Annotated in this window: 19 protein-coding genes; 8 read left to right on the top strand and 11 right to left on the bottom strand. The window is 69.0% G+C overall.

Features of this window, described 5'->3' with window-relative positions; all coding sequences use genetic code 11:
• Positions 1–31: 31 nt before the first annotated feature.
• From DL991_RS20420 to DL991_RS20430, 3 genes are all read right to left on the bottom strand, one after another.
• Entirely contained in the window at positions 32–775 is a 744-nt protein-coding gene (locus tag DL991_RS20420; protein WP_125785933.1) for a maleylpyruvate isomerase family mycothiol-dependent enzyme, read from the bottom strand.
• Positions 776–830: 55 nt separating this feature from the next.
• Complete coding sequence (gene ndk / locus DL991_RS20425; RefSeq protein ID WP_037310703.1) at positions 831–1241, bottom strand: nucleoside-diphosphate kinase; 411 nt, start codon at positions 1239–1241, stop codon at positions 831–833.
• 64 nt (positions 1242–1305) lie between these two features.
• Complete coding sequence (locus DL991_RS20430) at positions 1306–1653, bottom strand: helix-turn-helix domain-containing protein (RefSeq protein ID WP_125785934.1); 348 nt, start codon at positions 1651–1653, stop codon at positions 1306–1308.
• Between the two features lie 112 nt (positions 1654–1765).
• On the opposite strand from DL991_RS20430, the gene DL991_RS20435 reads away from it, so the two are divergent.
• Positions 1766–2659, top strand: a complete 894-nt coding sequence (locus DL991_RS20435; RefSeq protein WP_125785935.1) for an NAD(P)-dependent oxidoreductase — start codon at positions 1766–1768, stop codon at positions 2657–2659.
• Here DL991_RS20435 and DL991_RS20440 read toward each other — a convergent pair.
• On the bottom strand, positions 2613–4169 hold the full coding sequence (locus DL991_RS20440; RefSeq protein ID WP_125785936.1) for an alkaline phosphatase: 1557 nt from the start codon (positions 4167–4169) through the stop codon (positions 2613–2615). The genes DL991_RS20435 and DL991_RS20440 overlap by 47 nt on opposite strands.
• A gap of 160 nt (positions 4170–4329) precedes the next feature.
• Here DL991_RS20440 and DL991_RS20445 point away from each other — a divergent pair, with 160 nt between their 5' ends.
• Positions 4330–6711: a penicillin acylase family protein gene (locus DL991_RS20445; protein WP_125785937.1), complete on the top strand. Its 2382-nt coding sequence runs from the start codon at positions 4330–4332 to the stop codon at positions 6709–6711.
• Between the two features lie 75 nt (positions 6712–6786).
• Here DL991_RS20445 and DL991_RS20450 read toward each other — a convergent pair whose 3' ends face one another.
• Both DL991_RS20450 and DL991_RS20455 read right to left on the bottom strand, forming a co-directional pair.
• On the bottom strand, positions 6787–7185 hold the full coding sequence (locus DL991_RS20450; RefSeq protein WP_125785938.1) for a DUF4233 domain-containing protein: 399 nt from the start codon (positions 7183–7185) through the stop codon (positions 6787–6789).
• On the bottom strand, positions 7182–8858 hold the full coding sequence (locus DL991_RS20455; RefSeq protein WP_125785939.1) for a folylpolyglutamate synthase/dihydrofolate synthase family protein: 1677 nt from the start codon (positions 8856–8858) through the stop codon (positions 7182–7184). Before DL991_RS20455 ends, DL991_RS20450 begins: the two co-directional genes overlap by 4 nt.
• A gap of 70 nt (positions 8859–8928) precedes the next feature.
• Between DL991_RS20455 and DL991_RS20460 the strand changes: the two genes are divergently transcribed.
• The gene (locus DL991_RS20460; RefSeq protein ID WP_125785940.1) at positions 8929–9558 is read left to right on the top strand and encodes a bifunctional 2-polyprenyl-6-hydroxyphenol methylase/3-demethylubiquinol 3-O-methyltransferase UbiG; all 630 of its coding nucleotides are present in this window, start codon (positions 8929–8931) and stop codon (positions 9556–9558) included.
• A 107-nt stretch (positions 9559–9665) separates the two neighbouring features.
• Positions 9666–10541, top strand: a complete 876-nt coding sequence (locus DL991_RS20465; RefSeq protein WP_125785941.1) for an SGNH/GDSL hydrolase family protein — start codon at positions 9666–9668, stop codon at positions 10539–10541.
• Positions 10542–10611: 70 nt separating this feature from the next.
• Here DL991_RS20465 and DL991_RS20470 read toward each other — a convergent pair whose 3' ends face one another.
• Positions 10612–13245, bottom strand: a complete 2634-nt coding sequence (locus DL991_RS20470; protein WP_125785942.1) for a valine--tRNA ligase — start codon at positions 13243–13245, stop codon at positions 10612–10614.
• Positions 13246–13313: 68 nt separating this feature from the next.
• Here DL991_RS20470 and DL991_RS43385 point away from each other — a divergent pair, with 68 nt between their 5' ends.
• From DL991_RS43385 to DL991_RS20485, 3 genes are all read left to right on the top strand, one after another.
• Positions 13314–13598: a hypothetical protein gene (locus tag DL991_RS43385; RefSeq protein WP_233598918.1), complete on the top strand. Its 285-nt coding sequence runs from the start codon at positions 13314–13316 to the stop codon at positions 13596–13598.
• A 566-nt stretch (positions 13599–14164) separates the two neighbouring features.
• Complete coding sequence (locus DL991_RS20480) at positions 14165–14488, top strand: hypothetical protein (protein WP_125785943.1); 324 nt, start codon at positions 14165–14167, stop codon at positions 14486–14488.
• A 46-nt stretch (positions 14489–14534) separates the two neighbouring features.
• Complete coding sequence (locus tag DL991_RS20485; protein WP_125785944.1) at positions 14535–16841, top strand: FdhF/YdeP family oxidoreductase; 2307 nt, start codon at positions 14535–14537, stop codon at positions 16839–16841.
• 3 nt (positions 16842–16844) lie between these two features.
• Here DL991_RS20485 and DL991_RS20490 read toward each other — a convergent pair whose 3' ends face one another.
• The 4 genes from DL991_RS20490 to DL991_RS20500 form a co-directional block, all read right to left on the bottom strand.
• Positions 16845–18248 carry an LCP family protein gene (locus tag DL991_RS20490; RefSeq protein ID WP_125785945.1) on the bottom strand — a complete coding sequence of 468 codons (1404 nt, stop codon included), beginning with the start codon at positions 18246–18248 and terminating at the stop codon, positions 16845–16847.
• 48 nt (positions 18249–18296) lie between these two features.
• Positions 18297–19040, bottom strand: coding sequence for an SDR family NAD(P)-dependent oxidoreductase (locus DL991_RS20495; protein WP_125785946.1), 744 nt, complete (start codon positions 19038–19040; stop codon positions 18297–18299).
• Positions 19041–19103: 63 nt separating this feature from the next.
• Positions 19104–19232, bottom strand: coding sequence for a hypothetical protein (locus DL991_RS43765; RefSeq protein WP_255431427.1), 129 nt, complete (start codon positions 19230–19232; stop codon positions 19104–19106).
• The gene (locus tag DL991_RS20500; protein ID WP_125785947.1) at positions 19229–20590 is read right to left on the bottom strand and encodes an OFA family MFS transporter; all 1362 of its coding nucleotides are present in this window, start codon (positions 20588–20590) and stop codon (positions 19229–19231) included. Before DL991_RS20500 ends, DL991_RS43765 begins: the two co-directional genes overlap by 4 nt.
• 119 nt (positions 20591–20709) lie before the next feature.
• Here DL991_RS20500 and fdhD point away from each other — a divergent pair, with 119 nt between their 5' ends.
• On the top strand, positions 20710–21540 hold the full coding sequence (gene fdhD, locus DL991_RS20505; RefSeq protein ID WP_125785948.1) for a formate dehydrogenase accessory sulfurtransferase FdhD: 831 nt from the start codon (positions 20710–20712) through the stop codon (positions 21538–21540).
• Positions 21541–21590 lie beyond the last annotated feature (50 nt).

Below are 21590 nucleotides of genomic sequence, written 5' to 3' on the forward strand. Positions count from 1 at the left end.
ACGTGAACCGAACGGCGTAGGGCGCCGAAGGTCAGGGCGTGAGAGGCCCGGCGAGGAACGTCTCCGCCGCCGCGACGTCACCGGTGATTTCGAGGCTCACACCATCGAGTTCGATCCGTTGCCACAGCAGCAAGTCCAGCCCTTCCGCGGGCCCTTCGACGACGGCTTCCGCGGTTTCGGCGGGATCGGCCGTTCGCGAACCGGGGACGTCGCTTTCGCCCGGCGGTGTGATCAACCAGGCGTGTCCGGTGTCGCATGTCTTCAGCAGCAACGGAACGGTGACCACGGGCGGGGTGTGCCAGCGCTTCACCTTCGGCAGCATGCCGAGGAGGACCTCGTCCACGCCGTCGGCGGCGATGGCCGGGTCGAGGGTGTGCTCGGTCCCCGCCGCGCGGTGCGCGTCCAGCAGATGCACCGCGGTCTCGTGGACCTGGCGGCGGAACCAGAAGGCCTTGGTCTTGGCGGCGGCGGTGAAGTTCCAGGCGCCGTCCTGCGGGGAAGCCTCACGCAACGCCTCGATGAGGTCATCCGCGCATTCGCCGTACCAGGCGGCGAGATCCGCGCCCGGTTCGGCTTCGAAGATCTGCTGCGCGGGGTCGCCGGTGCGCACGATCCCTGCCGCCCAGCGGTGCACGTTGCCGAGGTGGACGACCAGGTCACGCAGGCGCCAGTCGCCGCAGCACGGCACGGGCGCGGCGTGGTCCGCGGTGCGTGCCACCCGGGCGAAACCGGTGGTGAGTTCCCGCAGCCGTTCCAGGTACTCGTCCGGTGTCATCGAAGCTCCCCCGATCCGTGGACGGCGCGGCGATCCCGCGCCGCCCACGAGTGTGTCAGACCTCGGGGAACCAGAGCTTGAGCTCGCGCTCGGCCGACTCCGGGGAGTCCGAACCGTGCACCAGGTTGTACTGGGTCTCCAGCGCGAAGTCGCCGCGCAGGGTGCCAGGGGTGGCCTTCTCGACCGGGTCGGTGCCGCCGGCGAGTTGACGGAAGGCGGCGATGGCGCGCGGGCCCTCGACGGCGATCGCGACCAGCGGGCCCGAGGTGATGAACTCGAGGAGGTCGCCGAAGAACGGGCGCTCCTTGTGCTCGGCGTAGTGCTCCTCGGCGACCGAGCGCTCGACGGTGCGCAGTTCGAGGGCGGCGAGCTTCAGGCCCTTGCGCTCGATGCGCGAGATGACCTCGCCGACGAGGCCGCGCGCGACGCCATCGGGCTTGACGAGGACCAGCGTGCGTTCAGTCACGGCGGTATTTCTCCTTGGGTGGGTTTCGTGCTATTCGCCCGGAGCCTACTGGGTGCTTCGCCGCTCACTTCACGTCGGACCAGGGAATGGCCTCGATACGCTCCAGGTGCTCGTCGCCCCACTCCCCCAGCGCGGCCATCGCCGTGTTGAGGGAATCCCCGAACGCGGTCAGCGAGTACTCCACCTTCGGCGGGACCTGGTGGTACACCTCGCGATGCAGCAGTCCGGTGGCCTCCATCTCTCGCAGTTGCAGGATCAGCACCCGTTCGCTGATGCCGGGCACCGCGCGCCGCAGCTCCCCGAAGCGCAGCGGCCCGTCCTGGAGCGCGAACAGGATGAGCCCCTTCCATTTGCCGCCCACGACGGCGATCGCGGCGTCGAGGCCGCAGGTGAACGTCCGGTTCTTGGTCATCGCGTCACTTACCTTTTTGTCAGTACCCGGCAAAATAGTAGGTACTTGATCGAATGTACGCGACCGTCCAGCATGAAGTCATCCCGAAGATTTCCTTTGACTGGAGCGAAAAATGACGAAGACGCCGGTGACCGTCCTTGGCCTCGGTTCGATGGGCTCGGCTCTGGCGGGCGCGTTCGTCACGGCCGGGCATCCGACCACGGTGTGGAACAGGACGGCCGCGAAGGCCGATCCCCTTGTCGCGCTGGGAGCGCGGCGGGCCACGACGGCCGAAGAGGCTGTGCGTGCAAGTCCGTTGGTCATCGCCTGCTTGACCACCTACGAGGCCACTCTCGCCGCCTTGGCGCCGGTTTCCTTGACCGGACGCGCTTTGGTCACCTTGAACAGCGGCTCACCGGCGGGAGCGCGCCGGATGGCCGAGTGGGCGACGAGCCGGGGCGCGCGGTACCTCGACGGCGCGATCAAGAACGTGCCGTCGGCCGTGGGCGGACCGGACACACTGCTGTACTACGGCGGCGACAAGACCGTTTTCGACGAGCACCTGGACACGTTGCGGGTGCTGGGCGGCGACACCGTCCACCTCGGCGAGGACACCGACCTCGCGGCGCTGTACGAAACGGCCGTCGGCGGCACCCTGTTGCCCGCGCTGGTCGGGTTCTTCCAGGGCGCCGCCGCTCTGCGGTCACGCGGACTCGAAGCCGAGACGCTGCTGCCGTACGCCACCAAGTGGTTCGAGATGATCATCTCCGTCCTGCCGATGCTCGCCAAGGAAATCGACAGCGGCGACTACTCGAATCCCGCCTCCTCGGTGGACATCTTCCACGCCGGCGCCGCCGCCGACCTCGGACTGGCCGAGGAAGGCGTCGACGTCGGCTGGCAGCTCCCGATGCATGACCTCGTGCGGCGGGCCGCCGAGGCCGGGCACGGCGACCGCAGCATCGCGGTACTGACTGAACTGCTCAGCGTTGGGCCTGCAGGGTCTTCGACCACAGAGAAGCGCCGGTAGCGTCCCTCAGATCCACAGTGAGCGCACCGCTCCGTCCGTCGATGTTCACCTCGCCGAAGTGCTGGAACCCGTCGGCGGGCGAGGTGTTCGCGGCGGGCGGGGCGTGCACGAACACCGCTTCCGGCCCGAAGGTCGGGTCGAGCGTGTTCGGGCCGAACGCGCCGGCGTTGAGCGGGCCGGAGACGAACTCCCAGAACGGGTCGAAATCGGTGAAGGACGCGCGATCCGGCGAGTAGTGGTGCGCCGCGGTGTAGTGCACGTCGGCGGTCAGCCAGACGACGTTGCGCACCCGGCGCCGCGAGATCTCCCGCAGCACCCAGGCGAGTTCCGTCTCACGGCCGCCGGGCGCGCCGGGCAGGCCGTTGGCGACGCCCTCGATGGCCTTGCCGTCCGGCACGGTGAGGCCGATCGGGAGGTCGGCCTGGACGATCTTCCACGTGGCGGTGCTGCGGTCGAGCGCGTCGACGAGCCAGCGCGCCTGGCGGTCGCCGAGGATCCGGCCCGGCTTGCTCTGGTCGGCGGTGTTGGCGTCCTTGTAGGTCCTCATGTCCAGCACGAAGACCTCGGCGCGCGAACCGTGCCGGAAGTTGCGGTAGACGCGGCCGTCGACGGCCTGGCGCCGGTCGATCGGATGCCATTCGTGGAACGCCTGGAACGCCCGCGCGGCGAGTACGTCGACCCGCTTCTCGGTGTATTCGGGACGGTCGTTGAGGATCTCGCCCGGGTACCAGTTGTTCACGACTTCGTGATCGTCCCACTGGACATAGGCTGGCACGTTCGCTGTGAACCGCTTGAGGTTGTCGTCGAGGAGGTTGTAGGCGAACTGGCCGCGGTACTCGTCGAGCGTCTCGGCGACCTTCGACTTCTCCGGGGTGACGATGTTGCGCCACACGCGCCCGCCGGGCAGCGCGACGGTCTCGGTGAGCGGCGCGTCGGCGTAGACCGTGTCTCCACAGTGGAGGAACAGATCCGGACGGCGGTCGGCCATCGCGCGGTAGATCGTCATTCCGCCGCGTTCGGGGTTGATGCCCCAGTTCTGCCCCGCGACGTCACCGGACCACACCAGGCGCACGTCGGAGCGGCCGACCGGGGCGGTGGCGAACCGGCCGGTGACGGCCTCGCTGTGCGTCCGGCCGTCGAGTGCTTCGGCGGTCACGCGGTAGTGGACCTCGGTCCCCGGCGGCAGGCCCGCGACACGGATCTTGCCGGTGCCGCCCGTCTCCGGGCTCATCACCGGCCCGCGCACGCGGCGCGCGTGCCGGAACGAGGGGTCTTTGGAGACCTCGACGATCAGTCGTGCGGGCCGGTCGGCGCGCGACCAGACGATGCCGGAACCGGTGGTGACGTCGCCGGACTGGACACCGTGCGTGAGCACCGGGCGGTCGCGGCGGATCAGCGGGACGGGATTCGCGATCGCGGTTCCGGGGAGGAGCAGGCCGCCCGCGACCGCTCCGGCGCCGGTGAGACCGGCCTTGAGCAGCGTGCGGCGGTTGTGGTGGGTTGCAGTCATGGCGCGGTTCTATCCCGCGGCCACGGCCGGTGGGCCAACGGCGGTTGACCTGGTGATGAACGAACGGACGGTAGCCGGCTCAACCGTTCGGCCGATGCTTCCTGCCGCTCGCCGCCGGTAGCGTCGATCACCGGGGACGATCGATCCGGATGGGGGAACGATGCGAAGATTCCAGCGTGGTCTCGTGCTGCTCACAGCGGCTTTGGCGACGTCGAGCCTGGTGACGGGGGTTTCGTCGGCGGGCGAGCTGGGCCGCACGAGGGCGGTGATCGCGTACACCGAGTACGGGATTCCACACATCGCCGCGAAGGACTTCGACGGGCTCGGCTACGGCTACGGGTTCGCCGCGGCCAAGGACAACATCTGCGAACTCGCGAACACCTATCTGACGGTCTCCGCGCGGCGGTCCGCGCACCTCGGACCGGGCGGCCAGGGCAATCCGGCGATGAGCGAGGCGAAGAACAACCTCGACAGCGACCTGCACTTCCAGCGGATCAACGATTCCGGCGTGATCGAACGGCTGCTCGCGCGGCCCGCGCCGCAAGGCCCGCGGACGGAGGTCCGGGAACTCGCCGCCGGATACGTCGCGGGGTACAACGAGTATCTGAAGCGGACCGGCGTGCGGCGGATCACCGATCCGATGTGCGGCGGCGCGGACTGGGTCCGGCCGATCACCGAGCTGGACTTCTACCGGCACCTGTACGCCATCTCCTCGGTGGGTGGGCAGGGCGCGCTCGCGGCCGACCTGGTCCGCACTCAGCCTCCGTCCACAAAGGACGTTCCGGCCGCGGGACCGGAATCGGCACCGAAGATCGCCGACGGACTCCGCAAGGCCATGGGGTCGGGTGAGCTCGGCAGCAACGGCATCGCCATCGGCGGCGACGGAACGAAGTCCGGCGGCGGCCTGCTGCTCGGGAATCCGCACTATCCGTGGCAAGGCGGACGCCGGTTCTGGCAGTCGCAGCTGACCATCCCCGGCCGGTTCGACGTCGCCGGCGGAAGCCTGTTGGGGCTCCCGCTGCCGCAGATCGGGCACAACGCCGACGTCGCGTGGACGCATACGGTGTCGACAGCCATCACGTTCGGCCTCTTCGAGGTACCGCTGGCACCCGGCGACCCGACGACGTACCTCGTCGACGGGAAACCGGAGAAGATGACCGCGCACGAGGTGAAGGTCGAGGTCCGGGAGCCGAACGGCGAGCGCAGGCAGGTCGGCCGCACCTTCTACGGAACGCGTTACGGCCAGGTGATCGGGTCGGCGTTCGGCGTGCCGACGCCATGGACGACGACGTCCGCGCATGCGTTGCGAGACGGGAACGCGGGCAATCTGCGCGCACTGAACACCTGGTTCGAACTGAGCGGATCGCGCAGCACCAAGGACGTCGCCGCGGCGCTCGAGCACACCCAAGGTGTCCCGTGGGTCAACACCGTCGCCGCCGACCGGGCGGGCAACGCGTTGTACAGCGACATCCAGGTCGTCCCGCACGTCACCGACGATCGGGCGGCGAACTGCGGCACCCCGCTGGGCCGTGCGCTGTTCCCCGGCACCGGACTGTCCATCTTGGACGGTTCGAAGTCCTCATGCGACTGGGGTTCCGACCCGGGCTCCTTGGAGCCGGGCCTGTTCGCGCCGTCCCGGCTGCCGCTGCAACAGCGACGCGACTACGAACTCAACGCCAACGACAGCGCCTGGCTCTCCAACGCCCGCGCGCCGATCGCGCCACTCCCCCGGATCGTCGGCACGACCGGGACACAGCGATCGGACCGGACGAGGGAAGCGCTGATCGCCACCGAAGAAGGCTTGACGGGCAAGGGTTTCACGCCGTCGTCGATGAAGGAGATGCTGTACCGCGATCGAAGCCGCACCGCGGAACTCGCGGCCGCCGACACGGCGAAGATGTGCGCGACCTTCCCGGAAGGGCAGGCTCCGTCCGCGTCAGGCCCGGTGCCCGTCGGCAACGCCTGCGCGACACTTTCGGCCTGGGACCGCACGTTCCGGCTCGACAGCCGCGGCGCGCTCTTCTTCGAGCGGTTCAGAAACCGGCTCAACGGCCTTCGGAACATCTGGCAGGTCCCGTTCGACCCGAACCGGCCGGTCACGACGCCGCATTCGCTCGCGACCGGGAATCCCGACGTGCAAAAGGCTTTCGGTGACACACTCGCCGAATTCCGCGACAACGGACTCCCCGTCGACGGCAGGCTCGGCGACCACCAGGCGGTGACACGCGCCGGACAGCGGATCCCGATCCACGGCGGGCCTGGCGGTCTCGGCGTGCTCAACGTGATCACGTCGCTGTGGGACCCGGCCAAGGGCAACCACGAGGTCGTGCACGGATCCAGTTACGTGCAGGTGGTCGGGTTCAGCGGCAAGGCCTGCCCGGACGTCTCGACGATCATGACGTATTCACAGTCGGCCGATGTCACCTCGCCGCATTTCACCGACCAGACGCGGTTGTACTCGCAGGGCGGCTGGGTGCGGGGCCGGTTCTGCGCCGCGGATATCGCGAGGTCACCGGAACTGCGGGTGGTGCGACTGCGGTAAGCGCTCCCAATGTCATGAAAGGGTCGTTCAGGACATTTTTGTCCTGAACGACCCTTTCATGACATCCGCGAAGCCCTACTGCGGTTGCTGCTGCTGACTCGGGAGCATCCCGGCCGCCATCCGCCGCGCCACGTCCTTCCGCAGCCACAACAGCCACAGCCAGATTCCGAGGAAGACCACCCCGAGGATCGCCACGGCGGGCAGTGCGACGAAGAAAGCGATCAGCGCGACCTGCAACACCAGCACCGCGGGCACCGCCCACGGCTTCTTCAGGAAACCGCACAGCACGATCAGCGCGACCGCGATCACGATCACCGACCAGCCGGTCAGCGAGCCGACGCCGCCGCCGAGTTTCGCCACCACCGGCAGCGCGAGCGCGACGGTGATGCCCTCCATGATCAGGGAACCGGCCATCACGCCACGGAAGGACTTCATCGGGTCCTTGGCGGGCGGTTTCGGGGTCTCGTCGGTCACGCCGGCTCCTTACCGAACAGGGTCCTGGCCTCGCCCGCGGTGACGACCGAGCCGGTGACCAGCACGCCGCCGCCCGCCAGGGGCTCCTCGGGGTCGTCGCTCTGCTCGACGAGGCCGATGGCGGTCTCGATCGCGGCGTCCAGGCTCGACTCGGCCACGACGCGGTCTTCGCCGAAGATCGAGATGGCGATGTCGTTGAGTTCGTCGAGCGGCATCGCGCGCGGGGACGAGTTCTTGGTGACGACGATCTCGGAGACGACCGGTTCGAGGGCGTCGAGGATGCCGCGGGCGTCCTTCTCGGCCATCACGCCGACCACGGCGACGAGGCGACGGAAGGCGAACTCCTCGGCGACGGTGGTGGCGAGCGCCTTGGCGCCGTGGGGGTTGTGGGCGGCGTCGAGCAGCACGGTCGGTGCGGCGCGGACGCGCTCCAGCCTGCCGGGGGTCTCGACCTCGGCGAAGGCCTCGCGGACGGCCTCGACGACCAGTTGCCTGTCCTTGCCCGCGCCGAAGAACGCTTCGACGGCGGCCAGCGCGAGCGCGGCGTTGGCCGCCTGGTGCGCGCCGTGCAGGGGCAGGAAGATCTCGTCGTAGACCCCGCCGAGGCCCTGCAGCTTCAGCATCTGCCCGCCGACGGCGATCTCGCGCTCCATCACGCCGAACTCGCTGCCCGCGCGGGCGACGCTCGCGTCGACCTCGATGGCGCGTTCCAGCAGGATCTGCTGCACTTCGGGGTCTTGATCGGCGATGACCGCGACGCTGCCGGGCTTGATGATCCCGGCTTTCTCCACCGCGGCTTTGGCCGGAGTGCCGCCGAAGTACTCGACGTGGTCGACGCCGATCGGCGTGATGACGGCGACCTCACCGTCCACGACGTTCGTGGCGTCCCAGGAGCCACCGAGACCGGTTTCGACGACCGCGGCTTCGACGGGTGCGTCGGCGAAGGCCGCGAACGCCATCCCGGTGAGCACCTCGAACTTGCTCATCGGCACCGCGTCGGGTCCGCCCGCGTTGTCCACCATGGTCACGTACGGCGCGACATCGCGGTACAGGTCGACGTAGGCGGCGGCGGAGATGGGGGCGCCGTCGAGCGCGATCCGTTCGGTGACCAGCTGCAGGTGAGGGCTCGTGTACCGGCCGACGCGCAGGCCCATGCGGGTCAGCAGCGCGTCGATCATCCGGGTGGTCGAACCCTTGCCGTTCGTCCCGGCGACGTGCACCACCGGATAACCGCGGTGCGGTTCACCCATGAGGTTGACCAGGGCCGCGATCCGGGCGAGGGACGGCTCGATCTTGGTCTCGGGCCACCGCTGGTTCAGCTCGGCTTCGACGGCGAGCAGCTCGCGGCGCGCCTGCTGCCCGTTCGGGTCGGCCGGGGCGAACTCGTCGCCCTGGTCGTCGAGTTCGTGCAGTTCCACGTCCTCCGGGGCGACGAGGTCCGGCACGGGGCCGAGCGCGAGGTTGTCCCCCAGCTGCCCGATCCCGCCGATGCCGCCACCGGCACCGCCACCCGCCTGGTACGCGGCGTCGGGGGCGTCCAGATCCGGGTCGGTGTCGTCGGACGGATCGTGGGCGCGTGCCCCCAATTCGTCGACACCGGCGAAACTGTCCAGATCTGCCAGGTCCGGGGATTCCCTGAAATCTTCGGAATCCCGGCCGTCACCTCGCGGCACGAACTCTCCTCTTAGCCTTGCTACCTGTCGGACCGAGTCTACGTGCGGCTTTTGCTGGCACTCTCGACGCATGGGGTTCAACCACAACGACCACTACCATCCGCTGCTGCTCGACCAGCTGCCTCCCGGTCCCGGCGTGGCGCTGGACGTGGGCTGCGGCGGCGGACGGTTCGCGCGGCGGCTCGCGGCGACCGGAATGCACGTCGAGGCGATCGACCGGTCCGCTTCGATGATCGACCTCGCCCGCGCCGCCGGCTCGCCGGGCCCCGGCACGATCTCGTACCGGCAGGCCGACGTCGTCACCGAGAAGCTGCCGGAGGGCGCGTACGACTTCATCTCCTGCCTCGCATCACTCCACCATGTGCCGTTCGACACGGTCACGAGGCTGCGGGACGCGCTGGTCCCCGGCGGTGTCCTTGCCGTGCTCGGCCTCGGCAGACCCAGCACGTTCGCCGACTACGCACGCGCCGCCGTGGCGTCGCCGGTCAACGCGCTGGCCAGGGTGGTCGTGCACGCGGGCGACCGGCTCAACGGCGGGGCGGATCCGCTGCCAACGGCGCCGATCGTGGAGACCTACCCGCCGATGAGCCGCGTCCGGCGCGACGCGGCTCGGCTGCTGCCGGGGAGCAAGGTGCGGAATCTTCTCTTCTACCGCTATCTCCTGGTCTACCGCAGGCCGGAAGACGATCACCCGATCTGACAGCCCAAGCGGGTGAAACCGGCGCTCGTCCACCCGATCGGCGGCGCCGGGCCGGCCGGATCCGGTTCATTTTTGAGAGGCCATCCAGTCCGGAGATCGGGGTCCTCATGCGCTTAAGACGTGTCCTGTTCGCGGCCGTCTCGACCGTCGTCCTGCTGATCGCCTCCGCCACGGCGGCCACCGCCGCCGAGCGGTCCTACCGGAATTACGTCGCGCTGGGTGATTCCTACACCTCCGGACCGCTCATCCCGCTCCCCCGCCTCGACCCGCTCTTCTGCGGCAAGTCGACGCAGAACTACCCGTCGATCCTCGCCTCGGCGCTGCGGGTGCGCTCGTTCACCGACATCAGCTGCGGTGGCGCCGACACCACGAACATGACGCAACGGCAACGGGTGACCCTCGGCAGCAACCCGCCGCAGTTCAGCGCGCTGCGCGCGAACACCGACCTGGTCACCGTCGGTATCGGCGGCAACGACTACGGCGTCTTCGGCACGCTGGTCGGCACCTGCCCGACGCTGCGCGCGAGCGATCCCACCGGGAGCCCGTGCCAGAACAGGTTCACCGTCGGCGGCGTCGACACCATCAAGGCCAAGATCGCCGACACCGGCAAGAACGTCGAGAAGGTGCTGGCCGGCATCCACGCCCGCTCGCCGCGCGCCGACGTGCTCGTCGTCGGCTACCCGCGGATCGCGCCGGAATCCGGCTACTGCCCGAAGATCCTGCCCTTCGCCGAAGGCGACTACGCCTGGCTCAACGACGTCGAGACGGCGTTGAACTCGGCGATCGAGAAGGCCGTCGCCGCCGACGGCAAGGCGACCTTCGTGGACACGTTCGGCCCGTCCGCCGGACATGACGCCTGCGCGCCGAACGGTGCCGCGTGGATCAACGGGCAGCACACGAAACTGCTCGCCGCGGCGGCGTACCACCCGTACCGCACCGGGATGGCGGGGGTGGCCGGAGTGGTCCTCCGTCACCTCCGCTGAGCCTCCGCGCGTGCAATGAAGGGGCCTTTCATAGCAAAATTTGCTATGAAAGGCCCCTTCATTGCAGTCGTCAGGAGGCGGGCAGCGTCGCCAACCGGGCGTTGATGCGCTCGATGTCGGCCACCGCGGTCTCCTTGCGGGCCCGGATCTTGCCGATCACCGGCTCCGGCGCCTTGTCGATGAAGGCCTGGTTGCCGAGTTTGGCCTCGGCCTGCGCCAGTTCCTTCTCCGCCGCGCCGAGGTCCTTCTGCAGGCGCTTGCGCTCCGCGGCGACGTCGACCGTGCCGGACAGGTCCAGTTCGACGGTGACGACACCGGCCGACAGCCCGACCTCGAGCGACGCGCTCGGCGCGAAGCCATCTTCGGGCTGCGTGAGGCGGACCAGCGCGCGGATCGGCTCGTCGTGTCCGATGAGCTCGGCGAACCCGTCGCCGGACAGCCGCGCGGCCACCTTCTGGCTGGGCTTGAGGCCCTGGTCCGCGCGGAACCGGCGGACCTCGGTCACCAGCTTCTGCACGTCCGCGATCCGCTTGTCGGCCACCGCGTCGGCGTACGAGGCGTCCGCCACCGGCCACGGGGCGATCACCAGCGACTCGCGGCCGGTCAGCGCCGTCCACAGCTTCTCGGTGATGAACGGGATGAACGGGTGCAGCAGCTTCAGCACGGTGTCGAACACGTGCCCCAGCACCGCGCGCGTCGCCGTCACGCGGGCTTCGTCGCCCTGGAAGACCTGGACCTTCGACAGCTCCAGGTACCAGTCGCACAGCTCGGTCCAGGTGAACTGGTAGAGCGTGTCGGTGGCCTTCGCGAACTGGTAGTCCGCCAGGTATCCGGTGACCTCGTCGACGACGGTCCCAAGCCTGCCGAGGATCCAGCGGTCCGCTTCGGTGAGTTCGGCCGGGGCGGGCAGCGGGGCGTTCGCGTCCGCGCCGTTCATCATCGCGAATTTGGTGGCGTTCCAGAGCTTCGTGGTGAAGTTCCGGGAACCCGCGACCCACTCCTCGCCGATCGGGACGTCGGTGCCCGGGTTGGCGCCACGCGTGAGGGTGAACCGCAGCGCGTCGGTGCCGTAGCGGTCCATCCACTCGATGGGGTCGACACCGTTGCCCGCGGTCTTCGACATCTTCTTGCCGAACTGGTCGCGGACCATGCCGTGCAGCGCGATGGTCTTGAACGGCGCCTCGCCGGTGGCGTAGAGGCCGAACATCATCATCCGCACGACCCAGAAGAACAGGATGTCGTAGCCGGTGACCAGCACCGACGTCGGATAGAACTTGTTCAGGTCCGGGGTCTTCTCCGGCCAGCCGAGGGTGGAGAACGGCCACAGGCCCGACGAGAACCAGGTGTCGAGCACGTCCGGGTCCTGGGTCCAGCCTTCGCCGGAGGGCGGCTCCTCGTCCGGGCCGACGCAGACGACCTCGTCGTTCGGGCCGTACCAGACCGGGATCCGGTGGCCCCACCACAGCTGACGCGAGATGCACCAGTCGTGCAGGTTGTCGACCCAGTCGAAGTAGCGCTTCTCCATCTCCGGCGGGTGGACGTTCACCCGGCCGTCGCGCACCGCGTCGCCGGCGGCCTTCGCGAGCGGGCCGACCTTGACGAACCACTGCAGCGAAAGCCGCGGCTCGATCGGCTCCTTGGACCGCTCGGAGTGCCCGACGCTGTGCAGGTACGGACGCTTCTCCGCGACGATGCGGCCCTGCTCGCGCAGCTTCTCCCGCACCGCGACACGGGCTTCGAACCGGTCCATGCCGTCGAACTCGGTACCGGTGCCGTCGATGCGGCCCTGCTCGTCCATGATCGTGATCATCGGCAGGTCGTGCCGCTGGCCGATCTCGAAGTCGTTCGGGTCGTGCGCGGGGGTCACCTTGACCGCGCCGGTGCCGAACTCCGGATCGACGTGCTTGTCCGCGACGATCGGGATCTTGCGCCCGGTCAGCGGAAGCTCGACCTCGGTGCCGATGAGGTGCGTGTAGCGCTCGTCGTCCGGGTGGACCGCGACGGCGGTGTCGCCGAGCATCGTCTCCATCCGGGTGGTGGCCACGACGATCGCGTTCTCGCCGTCGCCGTAGCGCATGGAGACGAGTTCGCCCTCGACCTCTTCGTGCTTCACCTCGGCGTCGGACAGCACCGACCGCAGCTCCGGCGACCAGTTGACCAGCCGCTCGGCGCGGTAGATCAGGCCGTCGTCGAAGAGCTTCTTGAAGATCGTGTTGACGGCCTTGGACAGGCCGTTGTCCATGGTGAACCGCTCGCGGGACCAGTCGACGCCCTCGCCGAGGCGCTTCATCTGGGCGAGGATCTTGCCGCCGTGCTCGTTCTTCCACTGCCAGACGCGCTCCACGAAGGCCTCACGGCCGAGCTCGCGGCGGCTGGTGCCCTCGGCGCGGAGCTGCTTCTCGACCAGCGCGTGGACCGCGATGCTCGCGTGGTCCATCCCCGGCAGGTACAGCGTCTCGTCGCCGAGCATGCGGTGGTAGCGGGTGATGGCGTCGATCAGGGTGTGCTCGAACGCGTGCCCGATGTGCAGCGAACCGGTCACGTTCGGAGGCGGGATGACTACCGTGAACGGCGGCTTGTCCGACGTGGGGTCGGCCGTGAAGTAGCCGGCGTCTACCCAACGCTGGTAGAGCGAGGCTTCTTCGTCGGCCGGGTTCCAGGCACCCGGAAGGTCGGTCTGCTGCGGCTGGGCGTTCTCGGTCACAGTTGTCAAGTCTACGAACCCCCTCCGACGAGTTCCTCACCGGCCGTAACGCCCGCCGTTCCCAGCCGATGAGGGGATGTCGTCACGCACTGGGGGAAGGCGGGCTCGTAGAAGACCGGCAGCTGGAGACGCATCCGGATCTGATGGATCCGGAATGGCGCAAGCGGGCCGAACGGGACGCACGGCTCGGCGCGAAGCTGGACCTCGAACGGCGGCGGAAACAGCGGCCGCGCCGCCGGTTCCGGATGTCCCGGTGGCACGTCGTGGTCCTGTTCCTGCTCATGACCGTGGCCGTGCTCGCGGCCTCGGTGGTGGTCGTGAACCAGATGCGGGGCAGCGCCGTCTCCGGATGACCTCCGAAGGTGGCTCCGGTGCTCAGCGGCGTCGACCTCGACCGGCCATTCGACCGCACCCCCGCCGCGAACTGGCGCGAAGGCATCGCCGGGATCACCGTGCCGCCGGGGCATCGGTACTTCACCCTCATCGGAGCGAAAGGGCTGTCGCAGGTGCCGCCGCGCATGACCGGGTCACTCACGGCGAAGCCCGGCGGCAAGGGCGAGTTGATCGTCCACGCGAGTTACGCGGTCGCCTACGCCTTCGACGCGCGCCCGGACGAGGCCCGGTCACCGGCGGACATCGTCCCGTTCGTCCGCGAGGAACAGGACTACGTGCTCCGCAAGGCTCCGCCGTTCGCGAGGCCGACGCCGGGCCCGGCATCGGGGAAGGTTCGGGCTACACGTCGCGCATGGCCTGCGACGCGATCGAGACGGGTATCCTCGCGCCCCAGTACGCTGACAAGGGCAGACCGGTCGTCGGCGTACCCGTCGGCGACGATGCCGCTGCCTACGATCCGACGAAACCCCTGCCGTCGCTGGACACCTGCGGGTAGCGGGCCGAAACACTGGGGAAGAGGACAGAGATGGACGAAGAGGACCGGCGGATCGAGACCCACCCGGACCTGGTCGACCCGAACTGGCAGAAACACGCCGAACTGGACGCCTGGCTGGGTGCGAAGAAGGAACTCAAGAAGAAGCGCCGTAAGCAGCGCAAGGCGGCCTCCTCCGGTGGCGGCTACTCCGCGCCGGGTTCGAGCCGGTGGCCGGGCATCGCCGCGATCGCCGGCCTGATCGTGCTGGTCGTGGCCGCGGTGACGGTGAACGCGGTGCAGGAACACGGCGTCAACGAGACGCCCTGGTTCCCGCTGGACGAATCGCAGATCACCCGGCTCGTCACCGACGCCTGACACCCCTCGGTCGCGCGCGGAGGCGGCAAGGCGCACGATGGGGTCCATGACCCGCGAAGCACCCGCGAACGACGTTGACGAGACACAGCTCGAAGTCGGGAAACCGAAGAGCTGGGCGGCAGGGATCCCCGGGGTCGCCGTCTCCCTGATGCGTGGCATGGAGCAGATGGGCGCCGCGCGCACGGTGAAGACGCTGCGCCTGCTGAACCAGCGCGACGGCTTCGACTGCCCCGGTTGCGCCTGGCCGGAGCCGCGCGAGGTCGACGGCGAGCACCGCAAGCTCGCGGAGTTCTGCGAGAACGGGGCGAAGGCCGTCGCCGAGGAGGCGACGAAACGCCGGGTCGGCCGCGAGTTCTTCGCCGAGCACTCCATCCACGATCTCGCGGACAAGACGGACTTCTGGCTCGGGCAGCAGGGCCGCATCACCGAGCCGTTCGTCCTGCGCGAGGGGGCGTCGCACTACGAGCCGATCTCCTGGGACGACGCCTTCACCCTGGTCGCGGACGAGCTCCGCGCGCTGCGGAACCCGGACGAGGCGATTTTCTACACCTCCGGCCGCACCAGCAACGAGGCCGCGTTCCTCTACCAGCTGCTCGTGCGTTCCTACGGCACCAACAACCTCCCGGACTGCTCCAACATGTGCCACGAGTCGTCCGGCGCGGCCCTCGCGGCCACGACCGGGATCGGCAAGGGCTCGGTGTCGCTCGCCGACATCCACAAGGCCGACCTGATCGTGGTCGTCGGCCAGAACCCCGGCACCAACCACCCGCGCATGCTCTCCGCGCTGGAGGAGGCCAAGGGCAACGGCGCCAAGATCATGGCGGTCAACCCGCTGCCCGAAGCCGGCCTGATGCGGTTCAAGAACCCGCAGAACGTCCGTGGCGTGATCGGCAAGGGAACCCCGCTGGCCGACGAGTTCGCGCAGATCCGGCTCGGCGGCGACCTCGCGTTGTTCCAGGCGATCGGTCATCTGCTGCTGAAGTGGGAACGGGAGACCCCCGGCACGATCGTCGATCGCGCGTTCGTCGAGTCGTCCACCGAGGGCTTCGAGGACTACGCGAAGCATCTGCGGGAGATCGACTGGACCGAAGTGGGCGCCGCGACCGGGTTGCCGCGTGAGCAGATCGAGCGGCTGGCGCGGATGATCGCGACGTCGGAGCGGACCATCTACTGCTGGGCGATGGGCCTGACCCAGCACAAGCACGCGGTGCAGACGATCTCCGAGATCGCGAACCTGGCACTGGTGCGCGGCATGATCGGCGAGCCGGGCGCGGGACTGTGCCCGGTGCGCGGGCACTCCAACGTCCAGGGCGACCGGACGATGGGCATCTGGGAGAAGATGCCGGAGTCCTTTATGGACAGTCTCGACGCCGAGTTCGGCATCGAGGTCCCCCGGGAGCACGGTTACGACACGGTCGCCGCGATCCGCGCGATGCGGGACGGCAAGGGCAAGGTCTTCTTCGCCGTCGGCGGCAACTTCGCCTCCGCCACCCCGGACACCGAGCTGACCGAGAAGGCGCTCAAGTCGTGCTCGCTGACCGCGCACGTGTCGACGAAGCTCAACCGCTCGCACGTCGTCCCCGGCAAGACCGCGCTGATCCTGCCCACCCTCGGCCGCACCGAACGCGACGTCCAGACCGGCGGCGAGCAGTTCGTCACCGTCGAGGACTCGATGTCGCAGGTGCACACCTCACGCGGCAGGCTGGCCCCGGCCAGTGAAAAGCTGCTCTCCGAGGTCGCGATCGTCTGCCATCTCGCGGAAGCGCTGTTCGGTCCCGGACATGCCGTGCCGTGGCGGGACTTCCACGCCGACTACGACCTCATCCGCGACCGGATCGCCCGTGTCGTCCCCGGTTGCCACGACTACAACGCCCGGGTGCGCGAGCCCGACGGCTTCGTCCTGCCGCACGCGCCGCGCGATTCCCGGCAGTTCAACGGAACCGCCAACGGCAAGGCGAACTTCACCACCTCCGAGCTCGAGTACCCGCAGGTGCCCGACGGCAGGCTCCTGTTGCAGACGATGCGCAGCCACGATCAGTACAACACCACGATCTACGGTCTTTCCGACCGCTACCGCGGCATCGAGGACGCCCGGCGCGTGGTGCTGGTCAACCCCGAAGACCTGGTCTCGCTCGGGCTGACCGACGGCGCGATGGTCGACCTCGTCTCGGAATGGCGGGACGGCGACCGCCGGGCCCCGCGGTTCCGGGTGGTCTCCTATCCGACGGCGAAGGGCTGCGCGGCGGCGTACTTCCCCGAGGCGAACGCCTTGGTGCCACTGGATTCGGTGGCGGACAAGTCGAACACCCCAGTGTCGAAGGCGATCGTGGTGCGGCTGGAACCGGTGGCTTGACCCTCAGTTGATGCACTCGGTGTCTTCGGAGGTGATGGGCTGGTCGGTCCGGACCCCGGCCGCCCCGCCGCCCGCGGATACGCCCGGTCCCTTGTAGACCTGTCCGAGCACGACCTGGACATGGCCGGCCGCGACGGAAGCGGCCTTCTCGGTTTCCAGACCGCCGAGCAGTTTCGCGATCTCCGTGGCGGGGCCGGACGCGTCGCTGAACCGGACGACGGAGGTCCGCCGTCCGGCATCGGCCGTCGTCTCGCCCTTGCCGAATCCCTTCTCCGCCAGTAGATCCGAAACGCGAGCGGCCAGGCCGTCCTTGCCGCTCGCGTTGACGACGTCGACCTTGGGGCCGGCGGGCGCCTGCGGCGTCGCGGGCTGGACGCCGATCAGCGAGGCGGCGAAGGCGCGCACCTGCGCGGGGTCGACCTGCACGGCGGTCGCGGTCGGTTGCCTGGGGTTGTAGCGGTAGTCGGGGTTGACCACCGGGATCGTGTCGAAGGCGATCCCGCCGCCGGAGACGCCCCGCATCTGCCGGACGAAGTCGAGCAGATCCCACGAGCCGTCGAGCACGACGGAACGTTTCACCGCGTCGATCAGTTCGGAGAGGCGGGCCGGGTTGGCGAGAGTTCCGGCGGAGAGCACCTGCTTCGCCAGTCCCGCGAGGAACACCTGCTGACGGCGGACGCGGTCGAGGTCGCTGCGAGGCAGGTCCTCGCGCTGGCGCACGAAGGCCAGCGCGTCGGCGCCCTGGATCGTCTGCTTCCCCGCCTTGAAGTTCGCCCCGGACTTGATGTCCTTGGTGTCCCTCTTCAAGCACACCTCGACCCCGCCGACGGCCTTGCTGATGTCGTAGAAACTCTGCAGGTTGACCTCGGCGAAGTGGTCCATCTTGACACCGGTGAGGTCCTCGACCGCCTTCAAGGTCGCCTTCCGCGCGGCCGTGATCGCCACCTTGTCGATCTCCGCCTTGTCGGTCTTGCCCGCCGTGCGCTGTGCACTCGCCGAAGCGAACTTGGCGTGACCGAAGATCCCGTTGATCTTGGTCTTGTCCTTCGTCCCCGGCTCCGCGACCCAAGAGTCGCGCGGGATGGAGAAGGCCTTCACCGCCTTCTGGCCGTTCGGGATGCGGAGGACGATAAGCGTGTCCGTCAGGTCGTCGCCGTTCGCACCCACGCGCAGCTCGCGCAGCATCTCCGGGGACAGCGGGTTACCGTGCTCGTCGGTCCGCGAATCGCGCCCGACCAGCAGGATGTCCAGCGAACCGTCGGCGGGCTGCTCCCCCGGGTCCGGCGCTTCGATCACGTCTTCGCGGGTGACGCCTTCGAGCGACTCCAGCGTCGTGTATCCGTACGCGGTCCCGCCGAACACCGCCACCGCCATCGCGGCGACCAGGACCTTCCCCAGCTTGTGCACCTCCCTAAGACGCACGGGAGGCCGTGATTGCTGCAAGGGTGAGCCACTTCACATCCGCAGATGCGACGCGCCGTTCAGGTCGAGGATCGCGCCGGACGCCCATGCGGCGTCGGCGGAGGCGAGGTAGAGCACCGCCGCCGCGACCTCCTCCGGCGTCCCGACCCGGCCGAACGGGCTCTCGCCGCTGGCGCCTTCGACCTTCGCCGCGACCCGGTCGGTGGCGGTGAAGCCGGGTGCGACCGAGGTCACCTCGATCCCGTGCGGGGCGAGGGCGACGGCGAGCGACTGTCCGAGCGAGTGCAGCGCGGCCTTGCTCGCGCCGTAGGCCGGGAACTCGGGCTCACCCTTGAAGGCGCCCCGCGAACCGATGTTGACCACCCGGCCCGCCGCGCCGCGCTCGATCATGTGCCGGGCCACGCAGTAGGTCACGTTCGCGGTGCCGAGCACGTTGACGTCGACCATCCGCCGCCAGATCCGCTGCCAGTCCGCATAGGACACTTCGGCGACGGGATGGGCCGCCGCCGCGGACGGCGCGTAGGCGGCGTTGTTCACCAGGACGTCGACACCGCCGGCCAGTGCCTCGGCTTCGTCGGCGACCCGTTGGGCCACTTCGGGATCCGAGAGGTCGCCCTGGACGAGCCCGTGGCCGGAACCCGGCAGCCCGGCGAGCGTCCGCTCGGCGTCCTCCCGGTTCGAGGCGTAATGGACGGCGACACGGTCGCCCTTTTCCGCGAAGGCCCGCGCGATCGCACGGCCGATGCCGCGCGACGCCCCGGTGACCAGAATTCCCACGGGCCGACCCTAGTGGTCACGTCCGAAGTTCGAGACCCCCGACAGGCTTCCGGACGTGACCACTCAGCCGCCGAAGAGCTGGACCATCTTGCGGAACAGTTCGTAGACGCCGTAGGCGAACGGGAGCGCGACCCACAGCCAGGCGAAGACCATCAACCCGGTGCGGCGGCGTTCGGGAGCCTGTTCGGTCATCGGGTCTCGCTCCTCGCGGGCTCGCCGGACGGCGCCGGCTCGTGGAACTTCGGGTTGACCGGGCGCACCAGTTCGTTGGCGACGAAACCGGCCACCAGCAGGCCGATCATGATGAACAGCGACGTCGTGTAGAGGTCGGGGCCGACCTTGCCCGCCGCCTTCTGGCTGTCGGAGATGGCGTTGACGATGAGCGGCCCGAGCACGCCTGCCATCGACCAGGCGGTCAGCAACCTGCCGTGGATCGCGCCCACCTGGTAGGTGCCGAAGAGGTCCTTCAGGTACGCGGGCACGGTCGCGAAGCCGCCGCCGTAGAACGACAGGATCAGCATGGCGCACAGGACGAACACGAGCTTCGAAGCGTTGGTGGTCAACGCGATCACCAGGTACAGCAGTGCGCCGACACCGAGGTAGAGGCGGTAGATGTTCTTGCGCCCCACCAGGTCCGAAGTGGACGACCAGACGAACCGGCCGAGCATGTTGGTCAGCGAGAGCAGCGCGACGAACCCGGCCGCGGCGGCGGTGCCGACCGGCGTCGACGTCTCGCGGAAGAAGTCCGCGATCATCGGCGCCGCCTTCTCCAGGATGCCGATCCCCGCGGTCACGTTGAAACACAGGACCACCCAGAGCAGCCAGAACTGCGGCGTCTTGATGGCGTTGCGCGCCGACACGTTCGCGGTGGTGATCATCGCGTTGCCGTGGTCGGTCTTCGGCGTCCAGCCCTTCGGCTTCCAGTCGTCTGCGGGGACCCGCACCAGCAGGATGCCCAGGCTCATGAAGACCGCGTAGACCAGGCCGTGCACGAGGAAGGCCGTCGCGACCGTCCCGATCGACCACGGCGAGCCGCCCAGCATCTGCGTCGACCACGGGGAGGCGATCAGCGCGCCGCCGCCGAAGCCCATGATCGCGATACCGGTGGCCATCCCCGGCCGGTCGGGGAACCATTTGATCAGCGTCGACACCGGCGAGATGTAGCCGATCCCGAGCCCGATGCCGCCGATCCCGCCCCAGCCGAGGACGACGAGCCAGTACTGCGACGTCGCGACACCCAGCGCCGAGATCAGGAAGCCCGAGCTGAAGCAGACCATCGAGACGAACATCGCCCAGCGCGGCCCGTTTCGCTCGACCAGCGTCCCGCCGAAGGCCGCCGAGAGCCCGAGCATCACGATCCCGAGCTGGAACGGGAGCGCGCTCTGCGTGCCGGTGAGCCCGAGGGTCTTCTCCAGCGGCGCCTTGAAGACGCTCCACGCGTACGCCTGCCCGATCGACAGGTGGACGGCCAGCGCGGCGGGAGGGATCAGCCAGCGGCTCCAGCCCGGTGATGCGACGATGCGGGAACGGTCCAGGAAGCCGACAGCCATCCGGCGCCTCCGTACTCTGGGGATGTGCACTGGGAATGTATTACTTAATTCCCGACGTTGCAGTACTCAGGTGTTGAATGTTTCGGCGTCGAGCAATCGGTCAGAAGGGTGGACCACACGTGGGCAGGGTGACGGTGCGGCGTCCGGTGCGGATGATCTCCGCGACGAAGGACGTGCGACGACCCGACTCGCTCGCGGCCGAAGAACCGCTGGAGATCCGCGTCGGCGGCAAGGCACTCGCGGTCACCATGCGGACACCCGGTAACGACGTCGAACTGGCGCACGGGTTCCTGTTGTCCGAGGGCGTGCTCGCCTCCCGCGAGGACGTCGCGGTCGCCCGGTACTGCGACGGCGTCGACGACCAGGGGCGCAACACCTACAACGTCCTGGACATCGCGCTGGCCGAAGGTGTCGCGCCACCGGAGACGGGCGTCGAGCGGAACTTCTACACCACGTCCTCGTGCGGCGTCTGCGGCAAGGCCGCGCTCGACGCGGTGAAGCTCAAAAGCCGGTTTTCACCGGAGAAGTCCGGATTCACCGTGAGCAAGGACGTGCTGGCGAAGCTCCCGGACACGCTGCGCACGCATCAGAAGGTCTTCTCCAGCACCGGCGGGCTGCACGCGGCCGCCCTGTTCGACGGCGACGGGAACCTCGCCGTCGTCCGCGAGGACGTCGGCAGGCACAACGCCGTCGACAAGGTCCTCGGCTGGGCACTGCAGGAAGGCCGGATCCCCGCGTCGGACGCCGGCCTGCTGGTGTCCGGACGCGCCTCGTTCGAACTGGTGCAGAAGGCCGCCATGGCGGGGATCGGCCTGCTGGCGGCCGTTTCCGCGCCGTCGTCGCTGGCCGCGGAACTGGCCGACGAGAACGGCATGACCCTCATCGGTTTCCTGCGCGGCGAGAGCATGAACCTCTACACCGGCGAACAGCGGGTGCTCGGGCTCGCCTGACCCTGGACCGGGGCCCGTGTCGCGAAAGCCACTTTCGCGACACTCGCCAC

The sequence above is a fragment of the Amycolatopsis sp. WAC 01375 genome, assembly GCF_003947325.1.
In the GTDB taxonomy this organism is placed as follows: Bacteria; Actinomycetota; Actinomycetes; order Mycobacteriales; family Pseudonocardiaceae; genus Amycolatopsis.